General features: G+C 41.7%; 18 protein-coding genes. All 18 read left to right on the top strand.

All coding sequences use genetic code 11. The annotated features are described in order from the left end of the window. Positions 1-49 precede the first annotated feature (49 nt). Positions 50-640, top strand: a complete 591-nt coding sequence (gene spoIIR, locus E3U55_RS10985; protein WP_134340484.1) for a stage II sporulation protein R — start codon at positions 50-52, stop codon at positions 638-640. A 218-nt stretch (positions 641-858) separates the two neighbouring features. Continuing rightward, positions 859-1,266 (top strand): hypothetical protein, encoded by a 408-nt coding sequence (locus E3U55_RS10990; RefSeq protein ID WP_134340485.1) that lies wholly within the window; start codon positions 859-861, stop codon positions 1,264-1,266. Between the two features lie 67 nt (positions 1,267-1,333). Continuing rightward, positions 1,334-2,353 (top strand): L-threonylcarbamoyladenylate synthase, encoded by a 1,020-nt coding sequence (locus E3U55_RS10995; protein ID WP_134340486.1) that lies wholly within the window; start codon positions 1,334-1,336, stop codon positions 2,351-2,353. 78 nt (positions 2,354-2,431) lie between these two features. Continuing rightward, positions 2,432-2,977: a manganese efflux pump MntP gene (locus tag E3U55_RS11000; RefSeq protein WP_134340487.1), complete on the top strand. Its 546-nt coding sequence runs from the start codon at positions 2,432-2,434 to the stop codon at positions 2,975-2,977. Between the two features lie 392 nt (positions 2,978-3,369). Beyond that, on the top strand, positions 3,370-3,810 hold the full coding sequence (locus tag E3U55_RS11005; protein ID WP_134340488.1) for a low molecular weight protein arginine phosphatase: 441 nt from the start codon (positions 3,370-3,372) through the stop codon (positions 3,808-3,810). A gap of 11 nt (positions 3,811-3,821) precedes the next feature. Further along, the gene (gene rpiB, locus E3U55_RS11010; RefSeq protein ID WP_134340489.1) at positions 3,822-4,262 is read left to right on the top strand and encodes a ribose 5-phosphate isomerase B; all 441 of its coding nucleotides are present in this window, start codon (positions 3,822-3,824) and stop codon (positions 4,260-4,262) included. Between the two features lie 109 nt (positions 4,263-4,371). Next, positions 4,372-4,911 carry a TIGR01440 family protein gene (locus tag E3U55_RS11015; protein ID WP_134340539.1) on the top strand — a complete coding sequence of 180 codons (540 nt, stop codon included), beginning with the start codon at positions 4,372-4,374 and terminating at the stop codon, positions 4,909-4,911. Between the two features lie 54 nt (positions 4,912-4,965). Further along, positions 4,966-6,213 carry a serine hydroxymethyltransferase gene (locus E3U55_RS11020; protein ID WP_134340490.1) on the top strand — a complete coding sequence of 416 codons (1,248 nt, stop codon included), beginning with the start codon at positions 4,966-4,968 and terminating at the stop codon, positions 6,211-6,213. A gap of 313 nt (positions 6,214-6,526) precedes the next feature. Next, positions 6,527-7,156, top strand: coding sequence for a uracil phosphoribosyltransferase (gene upp, locus E3U55_RS11025; protein WP_134340491.1), 630 nt, complete (start codon positions 6,527-6,529; stop codon positions 7,154-7,156). 39 nt (positions 7,157-7,195) lie between these two features. Further along, the gene (gene wecB, locus E3U55_RS11030) at positions 7,196-8,317 is read left to right on the top strand and encodes a non-hydrolyzing UDP-N-acetylglucosamine 2-epimerase (protein ID WP_134340540.1); all 1,122 of its coding nucleotides are present in this window, start codon (positions 7,196-7,198) and stop codon (positions 8,315-8,317) included. Between the two features lie 225 nt (positions 8,318-8,542). After that, positions 8,543-10,675 (top strand): S8 family serine peptidase, encoded by a 2,133-nt coding sequence (locus E3U55_RS11035; protein WP_194840890.1) that lies wholly within the window; start codon positions 8,543-8,545, stop codon positions 10,673-10,675. A gap of 261 nt (positions 10,676-10,936) precedes the next feature. Beyond that, complete coding sequence (locus E3U55_RS11040; protein WP_134340541.1) at positions 10,937-11,125, top strand: AtpZ/AtpI family protein; 189 nt, start codon at positions 10,937-10,939, stop codon at positions 11,123-11,125. A gap of 1 nt (position 11,126) precedes the next feature. Beyond that, entirely contained in the window at positions 11,127-11,519 is a 393-nt protein-coding gene (locus E3U55_RS11045; protein WP_407644116.1) for an ATP synthase subunit I, read from the top strand. Between the two features lies 1 nt (position 11,520). Then, a complete protein-coding gene (gene atpB / locus E3U55_RS11050; protein WP_134340493.1) occupies positions 11,521-12,246 on the top strand; it encodes a F0F1 ATP synthase subunit A in 726 nt (241 codons plus the stop codon). Positions 12,247-12,419: 173 nt separating this feature from the next. Beyond that, positions 12,420-12,626: a F0F1 ATP synthase subunit C gene (gene atpE / locus E3U55_RS11055; RefSeq protein ID WP_134340494.1), complete on the top strand. Its 207-nt coding sequence runs from the start codon at positions 12,420-12,422 to the stop codon at positions 12,624-12,626. A 98-nt stretch (positions 12,627-12,724) separates the two neighbouring features. Next, positions 12,725-13,237: a F0F1 ATP synthase subunit B gene (gene atpF, locus E3U55_RS11060; protein WP_228547543.1), complete on the top strand. Its 513-nt coding sequence runs from the start codon at positions 12,725-12,727 to the stop codon at positions 13,235-13,237. Further along, entirely contained in the window at positions 13,234-13,779 is a 546-nt protein-coding gene (locus E3U55_RS11065) for a F0F1 ATP synthase subunit delta (protein ID WP_134340495.1), read from the top strand. Before atpF ends, E3U55_RS11065 begins: the two co-directional genes overlap by 4 nt. Before the next feature lie 17 nt (positions 13,780-13,796). Continuing rightward, a complete protein-coding gene (atpA, locus tag E3U55_RS11070; protein WP_134340496.1) occupies positions 13,797-15,305 on the top strand; it encodes a F0F1 ATP synthase subunit alpha in 1,509 nt (502 codons plus the stop codon). Positions 15,306-15,337: the final 32 nt, after the last annotated feature.

Below are 15,337 nucleotides of genomic sequence, written 5' to 3' on the forward strand. Positions count from 1 at the left end.
CTGTTCATAATGCTTGTAAGTTAATAGATTACGAGAAAGGTTGATAGAGATGAGATACGTATTAATCAGTTTAGCACTTATAATTGGGGTTCAATTTTTTTATTCGCAAGCAGTAGCGGAGCCAAAGCCTCAACAAGGTTATCAGGTCATACCAGATGAAGCGATTCGCCTAAGGATTTTAGCGAACTCAAATAGTGATAAAGATCAAGAACTCAAACGCGAGGTTCGTGATCGTGTGAACGCTGAGATTACTAAGTGGGTAGAAGACCTCACTTCAATTGAAGAGGCGCGAAAAATTATTAACAATAATATGGATCAAATAGAAGACATTGTTGCAGAAACAGTGGGTGACCAAGACTTCACGGTCAATTATGGTGAAGTAGAATTTCCGGACAAAATCTATGATCGCTACGTGTATCCAGCTGGAACATATGAGGCAATCCTCATTACCATCGGCGAAGGCATGGGTGACAACTGGTGGTGCGTGTTATTCCCGCCATTATGTTTCGTAGATTTTTCAAACGGCGCAACCGTGCTCGACCATGAAAATGCCGAACCTGCGTTAGCAGATGAAACAGAAGAAGACGTTGAAGTGAAATTTTTCTTATGGGAATGGATTAAAAACGTATTTAAAGCATAGACCCGCGTCTCCCCCGGTGCGGGATTTTTTATGGGAAATTTTAATAGAATCGGCCACTAATTTTCAAATATCGGCCACTAAGCTGCAGTATTGGACACTAAAATTTAAGAATCGGCCACTAACTCAAACTCTCCAATAATTTTTCTATTAAAAATATCATATTTTCACATCCTCGCACATAAATTCATAGAGAAACTAGATTTGAGGAGAGTGAGACGATGATTACGATTACACCGGTTAAAGAACAGACTAAAGAAGATTACGATTCGTTTTTTAAACAGGAGAAGGATAAGGAAGAACTTTTCAACGAACCTTGGGTGAAAGATCACGGATACTTTCTTGAACTGGACGGCAAGCATCTCGGATTTTTTGTGTTGTACCCGATTAACGATAAAAAAGTCTGGCTGCGTCGCCTCGTCATGAGCGAACAAACCAATCCAGCTATTCTCGTAATGGTGTTCGACTGGGTTGCAGAAAAAGCCAAGGATCAAAAATTCAAAGAACTATTTGTCCACGTCCAAGACTCATCGACATCCCCACTACTCCAAATGAATCGCTTTGAAGAAACGTTTGAACCACCCGTTCATGAACCGAGCGATGTCGATTGGTTCATTCGTCATTTATAGCAACATACTTTACCAAGAGCGTGATATAATAACATTTAGACACGAACACAACTAAAGGAGATCACGTATGGCTGAGCAACAAACAAAAATATGGAAGAATTCAAATAAACATATACAAGAAGCGGCTGAGCTTTTAAAACTTGGAAAGCTCGTCTCTTTTCCAACAGAAACCGTGTACGGCCTGGGTGCCGATGCGACGAACGAACAAGCCGTTCAAGACATCTTTCGCGCTAAAGGAAGACCATCTGACAACCCACTCATCGTACATATTGGCACCCGCGATGTGCTAAAACAATACGTAAGTGACGTCCCGCCAAAAGCCGATCAGCTCATGGATGCCTTTTGGCCCGGCCCGCTTACGATTATTCTGCCATCGAACGGAACACTCGCACCCAATGTGACAGCAGGACTTGATACCGTGGGGATGCGCATGCCCGATCATCCACATGCGCTCTCCCTGCTCCAAGCATCTAAGCTGCCAGTAGCCGCACCAAGCGCTAACCGTTCAGGCAAACCAAGCCCGACAACCGCAGACCACGTCTATCACGACTTAAACGGACGCATAGCCGGAATCGTCGATGGCGGTCCAACCGGTGTCGGCGTTGAGTCGACCGTACTCGATTGCACGCTCGCCACCCCAATGATTTTAAGACCAGGCGGCGTAACGAAAGCAGAGCTTGAAGCAATGATTGGACCTGTCGATGTCGCTTCTTCAGTTTTGGAAAAAGGGGAAGCCCCCCGATCGCCAGGGATGAAGTACAAACACTATGCACCTGACGCCCCGATATGGATCGTCCTTGGTGGAGAGGCCCGTATGCGGCAGGTGGCAGAACAGGCTGCAGGCGGTGGAAGAAAGGTGCAGTTCCTCATCAGCAAGGAACGAGCACAGGAATTAGGTATAAAAGATGCCTTAATTCTGGGCTCTCGAAGTCAGCCGGAAGAAATGACGAGCAAGCTATATGAATTACTGCGAGAGATCGATACGATGGATGTCGATGTTGTTTTAGCTGAAAGTTTTTCTAAAGAAGGAATCGGTGAGGCGCTCATGAATCGATTAGAGCGCGCCGCAACTGAAATCATCGAATAAAAAGTCACGAGTTACTTCTAATATGTGTTGGACATGCATAAATTTAATTAGCATGTCCAAGGCATAGGAGGAACGCTCGTGACTATTTTTTATGAAAGCATTATCCCTATTGTGTTATTATCCGTAGCAATTGGAATGGACGCCTTTTCTGTGGCTTTATCGATTGGCCTTATGAATGTAAGGTTGCGAATCATTGCAGGATTTATCTTATTAGTTGGATTATTCCATGTCATCATGCCACTCGCTGGTGTAACGCTCGGCCACTTCCTCTCACACAAATTAGGTGTGATTGCTCAACTGGTCGGCGGATGGATTTTAATTTTTATCGGTGCTCAAATGATCATCGCCACATTATTAGAGAAAAATATGACGCGGAATTTACACTTACCAGCCATAACCATCCTTGCATTTACAGTCAGCTTAGACAGCTTTTCAGTCGGTTTAAGTCTTGGAATGTTCGGCTTAAACCAAGTTGCTATTATCATAATGTTCGGCATCATGAGTATGTTTTTATCGTCACTCGGAATTATTTTAGCCAGACGTGGACAAACCCTCTTAGGAAAATATTCCGAAGCCCTCGGTGGGATCGTGCTAATTTTTCTTGGATTGAAAATGGTCTTATAATATTAAAGTGCCTGCGTGCCAGGCATTTTTTTGTGCCTTTATGCTGACTGATTCTGAAAGTCCTTGAAGAAGATGCTAGAGTTCCCATAAAAAGCTCGGAAGTTCTCGTAGCATGTGCAAAAGTTCTCATAGAAGATTGAAAAGTTCTTATAGCTGGCATGCAATCCCTCATAGGACCAGTGAATTTTCTCATAGAATAATTGAATTTCCTTATAGAGCGAAACCTCATATAACATACAGAATTTCCCCCTAAAGTGAGTGTGAAAAACTACCACTTTAACCCTCTCTTATGATATAGTTCAATTGACAAGTTTTTTTAAAGAAAGAGTCGCCTTCAGAACTTGCAGCAGTCAAGTTTTCCTTATGAATGTGGCAACTAGGAGGGTTCGCGATTGGAGCGAGTATTATTCGTTTGTACAGGGAATACATGTAGAAGCCCTATGGCTGAAGCAACCTTAAGACATAAGCGTAATGATTTAGAAGTTCAATCCGCTGGTCTGATGGCAGGTATGGGACAAGAAGCTAACCCTAAAGCAATTGATGCGCTTAGAGAAAAAGGGGTAGAAGGCTTCGATCATAAATCTCAGCCATTAACTGAAACGTTATTAGAGTGGGCGGATGTCGTTTTAACGATGACATCACATCATAAACTAAACATTGAAATGGACTATCCGCGTTACCGAGATAAAGTTTTCACTTTAAAAGAGTACACGCGTTTAGAAATGGATGATCCTAATCCAGATATTGCGGATCCGATCGGGACATCAATAGAAACGTATAAACTAACACTTGAAGAGATAGAAATATATATCGATCGTTTGAAAGACAAATAGGAGGGTTAAACATGAAGGTTATTTTAAGTTCAGACCACGGCGGCGTGAATCTTCGTAAAGAAGTTGGATCATTACTAGAAGAGATGAATATTGATTATGAAGATATGGGTTGCACTTGTGAAGAGTCAGTGGACTACCCGGATTTCGGAATTCCTCCAGCAGAGCGTGTTGCCAAAGGTGAATTCGACTATGGAATTTTAATCTGCGGAACAGGAATTGGAATTTCGATGTCTGCTAATAAAGTAAAAGGCATTCGTTGTGCTTTAGCTCATGATGTATTTAGTGCCAAAATGTCACGTCAACACAACAACGCTAACATGCTAGCGATGGGTGAGCGTGTAATCGGACCTGGCCTGGCTCGTGAAATCACGAAAGCTTTCTTGGAGTCTGAATTCGATGGCGGCCGCCACGAGAAGCGCGTAAATAAAATTATTGCATATGAAGAACAATAAAAACGATACCTGTTCCGGGGAGGAGCAGGTATTTTTTGAACCACTGAAAGTAAAATCACATCGGTATAAATAAATTTTTACTATAAAAAAAGGGGTATTCATTTTGAAAATCGAGCAGATTCAAGAAGAAATTCATGTTATAATGAATCAGTGGAAAGAAGAACAAATCGTAAAGCCGAAGCGCCTATTTATCCTTGGCTGCTCCACGAGTGAGATTGCAGGTGAACGAATAGGAACCTCAGGCAGTACTGAGATTGCTGAAGCTATTTACGATGAATTGAAAGCGTTTCAAAAAGACACAGGGGTTGAGCTTGCCTTTCAATGTTGTGAACATTTGAATCGGGCAATCGTCGTTGAACGTCATGTTCAAGAACGGATAGGGTTGGACGAGGTCAATGCAGTTCCGCACCCTAAAGCTGGAGGTTCGATGGCCTGGCATGCTTATAAAAGTTTTGATGACCCGGTGCTAGTTGAAACCATTCGAGCGGATTATGGAATGGACCTTGGCGATACATTAATCGGCATGCACTTAAAACAAGTGGCAGTTCCACTCAGATTTAAACAAAATTCAGTCGGTGCTGCACATGCGAATTTTGCATACACGCGTCCGAAATTAATCGGTGGCGAGCGTGCGATGTATCAAAAATAAACCGCTCAAGCTTAGGTAAATCTATTAATTTTTATACATAAGGAGGCTTTCTCTATGACTCATCTATCAAACCAATTGCACGAAGTCGATTCGGAAATGCTGGAGGCGATCAATAAAGAAAAAGGCCGTCAGCACGATAAAATTGAACTCATTGCATCAGAAAACTTCGTATCAGAAGCTGTTATGGAAGCGGCTGGCTCTGTATTAACGAACAAATATGCAGAAGGTTATCCAGGTCGCCGTTACTACGGTGGTTGTGAATATGTTGATATTGCGGAAAATTTAGCTCGTGACCGCGCGAAGAAACTTTTCGGCGCTGAACATGCCAACGTTCAACCGCACTCTGGCGCTCAGGCGAACATGGCTGTTTATTTTACAGTATTAAAGCCTGGTGACACGATCCTTGGTATGAACCTAAACCACGGTGGACACTTAACGCATGGTAGCCCAGTTAACTTCAGTGGAAAGCTTTATAACGTAGTGGACTACGGCGTTGAAGAAGGTTCTGAGCAGTTAGACTATGAAAAAGTTTTAGCTAAAGCGAAAGAAGTAAAGCCAAAATTAATCGTAGCTGGTGCTTCAGCGTACCCTCGTGCGATTGATTTTAAAAAGTTCCGTGAAATCGCTGATGAGGTTGGCGCGTATTTACTAGTCGACATGGCACATATCGCAGGTCTAGTAGCGGCAGGTCTTCATCAAAGCCCAGTACCTCATGCGCATTTCGTGACAACAACAACTCATAAAACTTTACGCGGTCCTCGTGGTGGTATGATTTTATGCGGTGAAGAGTTTGCGAAGAAAATTAATAGTAACGTATTCCCAGGTATGCAAGGCGGCCCATTAATGCACGTGATTGCTGCTAAAGGCGTTGCTTTTAAAGAAGCACTCGAACCATCATTCAAAGATTACGCACAAAAAATCATCGACAATGCTAAGCGCTTAGGCGAGTCATTAACTAAAGAAGGCGTTCGTCTCGTTTCAGGTGGAACAGACAATCACCTATTATTACTCGACCTTCGTCCCCTAAACTTAACAGGTAAAGTGGCTGAAAAAGCATTAGACGATGTCGGTGTAACAACAAATAAAAACACGATTCCTTTTGATCCAGAAAGTCCTTTCGTTACAAGCGGTATCCGCATCGGTACTGCAGCTGTTACGACTCGTGGTTTCGGAGCGGAAGAAATGGACGAAGTAGCTTCAATTATCGCGTTCACGCTTAAGAATCATGAAGATGAAGCTAAGCTTGAAGAAGCAAAAGCACGCGTGGAGAAGCTAGCGGATCAATTCCCAATGTACAAATAAAAGTAAAGTAGCGGACTCCCGCTACTTTTTTCATGTGATTAGGGTAAATTAAAGTGGGTGAGGAATTTTACCGTACTTAGTTTACGGTTTTCCGGACCTTTTTCTGATGTTTCCGGACGTTTTCAGGCGCTAACTAGGGTCGAACCTTGTCGAAACAACTTAAAAACATCATTTTTCCGGACAAGTTAAAGCGTTTTCCGGACTTTTAACAAAACTTTTATTTCATTTCATCAACAATCGCTCGATTTCTGTTGCATCGAACGAGATATTTCGCTACAATTCAATAGATATTTAATAAAGGAGAGATTGGCTCGTGGGAAAAGTATATGTATTTGATCATCCTTTAATCCAACACAAATTAACGATCATTCGTGATAAAAACACAGGAACAAAGGCGTTTCGTGAACTAGTGGATGAAGTTGCGACGCTTATGATGTACGAGATCACTCGTGAACTTCCATTAGAAGATGTGGAAGTCGAAACACCGGTAGCAACTGCTAAATCAAAAGTTTTAGCTGGTAAAAAACTAGGTGTTATTCCGATTTTACGCGCAGGTTTAGGTATGGTAGATGGAATTGTGAAACTTATTCCAGCTGCTAAAATTGGACATGTCGGTCTGTACCGTGATCCGGAAACATTAAAGCCTGTTGAGTATTACGTTAAATTACCATCAGATATTGAAGAACGTGAACTAATTGTAACGGACCCGATGCTTGCAACGGGTGGTTCAGCGATTGAAGCCATCAACTCGATTAAAAATCGTGGAGCAAAACAGATTAGTCTAATGTGCTTAATTGCAGCACCTGAAGGCGTTGAAGCTGTTAAAGAAGCTCACCCTGACATTAACATCTATGTTGCTGGTCTTGATGAAAAACTTAACGAAAAAGGTTACATCATTCCTGGTCTAGGTGACGCAGGTGACCGCTTATTTGGCACTAAATAATTTGAGCTAGAGGTGAATAGCTTGCGAAAACTTAAAGTCATGACGATATTTGGGACAAGACCAGAGGCGATTAAAATGGCGCCGCTTGTTCTTGAGTTACAAAAACGATCGGAAGAATTTGAGCCGATTGTAACAGTAACCGCACAGCACCGAGAAATGCTCGATCAAGTTTTAAACATTTTTGGAATTGAACCTGATCATGATTTAAATATTATGAAGAAAAAACAGTCGCTCGCTCAAATTACGACGCGTGCGCTTGAAGGTTTAGATGAAGTAATGAAAGAAGCCAAACCAGATATCGTGCTCGTGCATGGTGATACGACGACAACGTTCGCTGCCAGTCTGGCTGCATTTTACAATGAGATTCCAGTTGGGCATGTGGAGGCAGGTCTTCGCACATGGAATAAATATTCGCCGTTCCCTGAGGAAATTAACCGTCAGGCAACTGGTGTTATTGCTGACCTACACTTCGCACCAACAACTCAATCGAAAAACAATTTAATGCAAGAAAATAAAGATGAGGAAAATATCTTTATTACGGGTAATACAGCAATTGATGCGCTTCAAACAACGGTTTCAGAAGACTATCAGCATGATGTCTTGCAAAAAGCTGAAGGCAAGCGACTGGTCCTGATGACAGCACACCGTCGTGAAAATCTCGGTGAAAACATGGACCAAATGTTCCGAGCGATACGCCGCATTGCCGATGCACATGAAGATGTTGAAGTCGTTTACCCTGTACACTTGAACCCAGTTGTTCAGGAAGCAGCGAAAAAATGGCTCGGCGATCACGACCGCATTCAGCTAATCGAACCGCTTGAAGTTATCGATTTCCATAACTTCGCATCAAACGCGCACTTAATCTTAACGGATTCAGGAGGCGTGCAGGAAGAAGCACCCTCGTTAGGTGTACCTGTTCTTGTGCTGCGTGATACGACTGAACGTCCAGAAGGCATTGAGGCAGGCACGCTAAAGCTTGCTGGTACTGATGAAGACAACATTTTCAACATGGCGGACTTATTGTTGTCTAATACTGACGAACATAAGAAAATGTCTCGCGCGTCCAATCCTTATGGTGACGGTCAGGCTTCACGCCGAATTTGCGATGCAATTCGTTATTACTTTAATGAAGCACCAGAAAAACCAGATGAATTTCTATAATGTAAAATCCCGCCGCGGCGGGATTTTTCCTATTATTGGCTAAGTGTCCAATACTGCGGGATAAGTGGCCAATACTTCAAAATTAGTGGCCGATCCCCTCAATTTAGTGTCCAATACCACAAAATTACTGTCCGATAATTTGCCCGCATTGATAATTTTTGTTTCCCTAAGAGCATGACTTCTCTAATTTTCCACACACTAAAGGGAAAAAGAGGAGCGCCATCCATGAAAAAATTCATCCTATGTTTCCTATTAATCATAATTCCAACAACTACACTACACGCTGAAGAATCAACCTGGATTATAGAAGTTGATCAAAATCCACATGACATAAAAGATTACATAGAGGACTATCATCCACTATTAAAAGTAGAGCACGTGTATGATACTTTAATGGACGCGCTAGCTGTCACAGGTGACACTCGCCATATTAAAGCACTTCACGAAGAGCAGTTTGTGAAGTCGATTCAGCCTGTTCAAATGTACACGGTCCCATCTAACCACGCTGAACCCCAAATCCACCCAGAAAGAGCACGATATCACCCAACTGGTTTGCCTTATACCGGAAAAGGGGTGAAGGTTGGTGTTATCGATACAGGTATTGACTACACCCACCCTGATTTGGAAAAAAGTTTTCACGGCGGGTTTGACGTGGTTGATTTTGATGAAGACCCAATGGAAACGAAAGCAGGAGAAGGTATGCCGACTCTTCATGGGACGCATGTCTCAGGTATTATTGCCGGTAATGGCCTGATGCAAGGTGTTGCTCCTGATGCCGAGATTTACGCATATCGTGCGCTCGGACCAGGTGGCTCAGGGACAACCGCACAGGTGATTGCAGCTTTAGAACAAGCAATCAAAGACGGTATGGATATTATAAATATGTCGCTCGGTAGTAACACGAATAGTCCGGATGACCCGATGACTCGTGCCGTCAATCGTGCAGTCGAACTTGGGACTACAGTCATTGTTGCGAACGGAAACAGCGGTCCTGAGGAATGGACGGTAGGATCACCTGCTACTTCGGAAAAAGCAATCTCTGTCGGTGCGGCAATTACGAAGCAAGAAGTCGCTCAAATTAAAACAGCTGATTCGCCAACTATCCCAGTCCGTCAGTTGCCATTATCCGAAAGTTGGGATTTGAAAAAAGGTTACCCGATTGCAGCGCCACAATCACTAAAAGAACTCGAACCGACGATTCACGACCGAATTGTTTTAATTAAAAAAGGAAATACACCATATTACGAACTCATCCAACAGCTTGAAGAAAAAGGGGCGACAGCTGCATTAATCTACAATGGACCACAAGATGACCCTAATCAATGGGAGTGGGTTCAAGCGCCTTTCCCTGCTTCATACTTAACAGAAGAAGAAGCAAATGCTTTAATTCAAGGCGAATTGTGGCTGCAAACAAATTATAAAACAATCAAAAATGCACTGGCCCCTTTTAGTTCACGCGGACCTGTGGCATCATCTTGGAACATCAAGCCGGACATACTAGCGCCAGGTGTCGATATCGTCAGCACCATTCCAAACGGATACGCTGCATTACAAGGAACCAGTATGGCTTCACCTTATGTTGCTGGGGTTGCCGCTTTATTAAAAGAAGCCTATCCACACGACACACCATCTCAAATCAAATCACGTTTACTATCATCGACTAAATTATTTGAAACCGGAGATCAAGAGGCACCCCCATCCGAGCAGGGGACAGGTTTTATTGACACAAAGCAAGCGATCAATTCTACCTATAGCATAGAAAATAACCGCTTAAACTTTGGAAAAATAGATGCGACGCATAAGTATGTTAACCAAACCATTACGATAAAAAACCACGATCGTGAACCGCTTAACGTGAGGTTTAATATCCCTAAACGACAATCAGGGATCGTGTGGGACCTTCCAATGAGCACTACGATCGAGCCGAAAACGAGTCGTTCATTTGAAGTCGGTGCCTCAATCACACCAGACCGACTAACCAAAGGCAATAAAGAAGGGTTTATAGAAGTTGAGCTTAACCAAAAGATCAATCACTTACCATTTTTATTTATTAACAAAACCTCCGACTACCCGAGAATTACCGGCTTTGAATTAGATATGGAACCATTTCAAAATGAACAGTTAACGGTCAGGTTCTTCGTTAATGAAAATGTTGAACAATTAAAAGTGATACTAATTGAACCTAAATACCTAAGAACAACTGAATGGTTTACAGAAACAGATGTGAAAAATGGAGTGTTTGAAAAAACATTTGAAGTTCAAAATCTACCAAAAGGTGAATTCAAAGCCATCTTCCAAATCGAACAAAATGGGGAGACAATTACTGAAGAAAAAAACATATATTTACCAGAATTCTAGAGAAATGCAACCGTTTTCAAAATTAATGTGATTTTTGTCACAAAGTTGTTTCAAATTCTATGTTTTAACAATTGACTTTGAAATACTCCTATTGTAATCTAATTTAGTGTGGGCAATTGTTTTAAGAGTGTTTTTTCTACAAAATTTTTGCCCCAAAAAAGATTCATCTACAAACAAATTCCTGCTAGTTCGGAAAGCATCAGTTTTCCATCTATCAAACGGAATGGAGTGGTTACACTGAATAAACGTCCACTTCAAGGAATGGCAATCACAGCGAGTATTTTAAGTTATTTGTCTGGTTCGACCATTGTTGGTGTCTTATTCGGCAGATGGTTGGATGGATATTTAAACACTTCCCCAATTTTTCTAATCATAGGTTTATTACTTGGTTTGGCTACCGGCGTGTATGGTATGATTGTTTTGGTTAATAAGTATCTAGGAGACGATTGATGTGTACGACTATACATACATGATGCGCCGCCAACTGAAATGGATGTTGTATCTTCTGGCGATTCTTGTCGTAGGATGGGAATTCACAGAATATCAAACATTTTTCGCGGGGTTAATTTTAGGTGCTGGAATCAGCGCACTTAATCTATGGCTTCTGCAGTTCAAAATTAATCGAATTGGACAAGGTATTGTCGACGATGACGGGAAAAAGCGAACATTAGGAATGCTGACCCGTTTTGGAACAGCAGCCTTAGCAGCTGTTATTGCTCTACAATATCCAAAAATATTCGACATGGTTGCTGTGATACTAGGTTTAATGACACCTTACTTGGTCATTATCATAGATTATTTTTTTCATCAAACCGAACTAACCACTAGGAAGAGAGGTGAATGAAGTGGAGCACAAAAATCCTATGTTGCACGATTGGTTAGGGATATCCTGGTTGGATTTTAACCTATCAAACGTGTTGATGATGTTGGTTGCATCAACGATTGTATTCATACTCGCTGTTACAGCAAGTAAAAGTCTACAACGTAAACCAACAGGCTTCCAAAATTTCATGGAGTGGGTCATCGAATTCGTTAAAGATATCATTGGTAACACAATGGATTATGAAACGGGTCGCCGCTTTATGGGGTTAGGATTAACATTATTATTGTACATCTTTGTAGCTAACATGCTTGGTGTTATTACAATGGTGACCTTTAACCATGAACTATGGTGGAAATCACCAACCTCTGACCCAGGTATTACATTGACGTTAGCAGCGATGGTAGTAGTACTATCACACTATTACGGTGTGAAAATGAAAGGTACAAAAGAGTACGGAAAAGAGTTTTTCCGTCCATTACCGTTTTTATTCCCACTGAAAATCATTGAGGAATTTGCAAATACGTTGACGTTAGGTCTTCGTCTTTACGGTAACATTTTCGCAGGTGAGATCCTGTTAACTCTATTAGCAGGTCTAGTAGCATCTGGCACCATTGCAGGTATGCTAGGTGGCTTTATCCCGATGCTTGCTTGGCAAGGATTTAGTATCTTTATCGGGGCAATTCAAGCATTCATCTTTACGATGTTGACTATGGTTTACATGTCTCACAAAGTGAGCAGTGACCACTAATTTTTGTGAATTAGTACTTGGCAAACAAGTCAAGTATTCTAATAAAATTGACTCGTTCATTGGCAAAAAGCCAGTAGCGCAGTCGCACTTATCATTTTTTAACTTATACTTCTATACCCGTAGAAAGTATAAAAATAACACTATTATAAATATATCTTGAGGAGGAATTTCTTATGTTAGCAGCTGCAATCGCAGTAGGATTAGGTGCACTAGGTGCAGGTATTGGTAACGGTTTAATCGTAAACGGAACAGTAAATGGTATCGCTCGTCAACCAGAGCTTCGTGGTACTTTACAAACTACAATGTTCATCGGTGTTGCGTTAGTTGAGGCGCTTCCAATCATCGCAGTAGTTATTGCCTTTATGTCAATGGGTCAATAGTTTTTACGACAAACAACTAAATGGCGAAGTCAGACATATGAACTTCGCCATTCCTTTATGTAGAAAATGTGAGGAGTTAGCCGAAAGGAGTGAAGGCTGTGTTAGGTACCAACTTTGTTTTAGGTGCATCTATTAATACTGGTGACATGCTAGCGCAATTAGTAATCTTCATCGTCCTATTGGTTCTTTTGAAGAAATTCGCATGGGGACCATTAATGGGAGTCATGAAAGAACGTGAAGATCACATTGCGAGTGAAATAGATACAGCAGAAAACAACCGCAAAGAAGCAGAGCGCATGATGGACGAAGCTAACGCTGAGTTAAAAGACGCTCGTCAAAACGCACATCAAATCATTGAAGATGCGAAGCAAACGGCAAAAACACAGGAATCATCTATTCTTGATGATGCAAGACAAGAAGCAGAGCGCATCAAAGAAAGTGCTCGTGAAGAAATTGCCCAAGAACGCGACAAAGCGGTACAGGCATTACAAGAACAAGTGGCTACGCTTTCTGTTCAAATTGCAAGCAAAGTTATTGAAAAAGAACTTTCAGCAAATGAACAAGATCAACTCATTCAAGAATACTTAAAAGAAGTAGGCGAATCGAAATGAGTAACTCAGTCGTAGCAAAGCGTTATGCCGTAGCCTTGTTTGAAATTGGTAAGGGAAAATCCAATTTAGATCAATTAGAAGAAGAACTTTTAGTTGTCTCAGATGTTTTTAAAAACGACGAATCGTTAAATGATTTTCTAAGTAACCCTCGCGTTTCAAGCGGGCAGAAAAAAGAATTCATTCGTAGCGTTTTTAAAGATGTTTCAAAAGACACGTTAAATACATTACTTTTACTAATCGATAAACGTCGCATGGATATCGTTCAAGATACCGTTCAAGAGTTTATCGCTATGAAAAATGAATCCAGAGGAATTGCGGAAGCTAATGTTTATTCTGTTCGTGAATTAACAGAGGACGAAACACAACAAATCCAAGATGTGTTTGCGAAAAAAATGATGATTAACACCCTTCGCATTAACAATATCGTAGACCCATCGATCATAGGTGGATTAAAAATCCGTATAGGTAACCAAATCTATGACGGAACAGTTCAGACTCAATTGAAACGTTTAGAACAGAAGTTAGTAACTGCAAACAAGTAAAGATAGGGGTGAAATGGATGAGCATCAAAGCTGAAGAAATTAGTGCGCTTATAAAGCAACAAATTGAAAACTATGATTCTGATGTTGAAGCAAACGAAGTCGGTACTGTAATCGAAATCGGTGATGGTATCGCACGTGCTCACGGTCTTGACAACGTTATGGCTGGAGAGCTAGTTGAGTTTTCAAACGGTGTAATGGGTATGGCGCAAAACCTTGAAGAGAACAACGTAGGTATCGTCATCCTAGGACCATTTACAGAAATTCGTGAAGGCGATGAAGTTCGTCGTACTGGACGCATCATGCAAGTACCAGTAGGTAAAGAATTATTAGGACGTGTTGTAAATCCATTAGGTCAACCCGTAGACGGTTTAGGCCCAATTGAAACAAGTAAAACTCGTCCAATCGAATCACCAGCACCAGGGGTAATGGCACGTAAGTCAGTACACGAACCATTACAAACTGGTATTAAGGTAATCGACTCGATGGTACCAATCGGTCGTGGTCAGCGTGAGTTAATCATTGGTGACCGTCAGACTGGTAAAACATCGATCGCAATGGACACAATCATTAACCAAAAAGAAACTGGCGTTATCTGTATTTACGTAGCAATCGGTCAAAAAGAATCAACAGTACGTGGATTCGTTGAGACACTACGTAAAAACGGCGCGTTAGAATACTCAATCATTATTAATGCAGGTGCTTCTGACCCGGCTCCATTATTATTCCTAGCTCCATATGCAGGTGTAACAATGGGTGAGGAGTTCATGTATAACGGTGAACACGTATTAGTTGCATACGATGACCTTTCTAAACAGGCAGCAGCTTACCGTGAACTTTCACTACTATTACGTCGCCCACCAGGTCGTGAAGCATTCCCAGGGGATGTATTCTACCTACACTCTCGTTTACTAGAGCGTGCGGCGAAGTTAAATGACGAATTAGGTGGCGGTTCACTAACTGCACTACCATTCGTTGAAACGCAAGCGGGTGACATCGGTGCGTATATCCCGACAAACGTAATCTCGATTACGGACGGACAGATTTTCTTACAATCTGACCTATTCCACTCAGGTGTACGTCCAGCGATTAACCCAGGTCTATCGGTATCACGTGTTGGTGGTTCCGCACAGATCAAAGCGATGAAGAAAGTAGCAGGTACGCTACGTCTAGACCTAGCTTCATTCCGTGAGCTAGAATCATTCGCACAGTTCGGTTCTGACCTTGATAAAGCGACTCAAGCGAAGCTAAATCGTGGTCAACGTACTGTAGAAGTACTAAAACAGGGTCTTAACAAACCTCAACCAGTTGAATATCAAGTGGCAATCATCTACTCACTTGTTCATGGTTACTTAGATGATTTACCAATCGGAGATATTCAGCGTTTTGAATCTGAACTATTCGTATATTTAGATCAACATGCATCTGAATTATTAAGCCATATTCGCGAAACTGGTAAATTGCCAGAAACTGAAGATTTCAATAAAGCAATTGAAGACTTTAAAAATACATTTGCTGTAAGTGAGTAATGATGATGAAGTCTCGAAAAAAGGTGGTGAGA

This window comes from Filobacillus milosensis, assembly GCF_004402015.1.
Lineage (GTDB): Bacteria > Bacillota > Bacilli > Bacillales > Alkalibacillaceae > Filobacillus > Filobacillus milosensis.

Coding starts and splice junctions, on each gene's coding strand:
- E3U55_RS10995 (WP_134340486.1), top strand. CDS start 1,334: ATGGCTGAGCAACAAACAAAAATATGGAAGAATTCAAATAAACATATA.
- atpA (WP_134340496.1), top strand. CDS start 13,797: ATGAGCATCAAAGCTGAAGAAATTAGTGCGCTTATAAAGCAACAAATT.
- E3U55_RS11035 (WP_194840890.1), top strand. CDS start 8,543: ATGAAAAAATTCATCCTATGTTTCCTATTAATCATAATTCCAACAACT.
- atpE (WP_134340494.1), top strand. CDS start 12,420: ATGTTAGCAGCTGCAATCGCAGTAGGATTAGGTGCACTAGGTGCAGGT.
- E3U55_RS10990 (WP_134340485.1), top strand. CDS start 859: ATGATTACGATTACACCGGTTAAAGAACAGACTAAAGAAGATTACGAT.
- E3U55_RS11065 (WP_134340495.1), top strand. CDS start 13,234: ATGAGTAACTCAGTCGTAGCAAAGCGTTATGCCGTAGCCTTGTTTGAA.
- E3U55_RS11020 (WP_134340490.1), top strand. CDS start 4,966: ATGACTCATCTATCAAACCAATTGCACGAAGTCGATTCGGAAATGCTG.
- wecB (WP_134340540.1), top strand. CDS start 7,196: ATGACGATATTTGGGACAAGACCAGAGGCGATTAAAATGGCGCCGCTT.
- rpiB (WP_134340489.1), top strand. CDS start 3,822: ATGAAGGTTATTTTAAGTTCAGACCACGGCGGCGTGAATCTTCGTAAA.
- spoIIR (WP_134340484.1), top strand. CDS start 50: ATGAGATACGTATTAATCAGTTTAGCACTTATAATTGGGGTTCAATTT.
- E3U55_RS11040 (WP_134340541.1), top strand. CDS start 10,937: ATGGCAATCACAGCGAGTATTTTAAGTTATTTGTCTGGTTCGACCATT.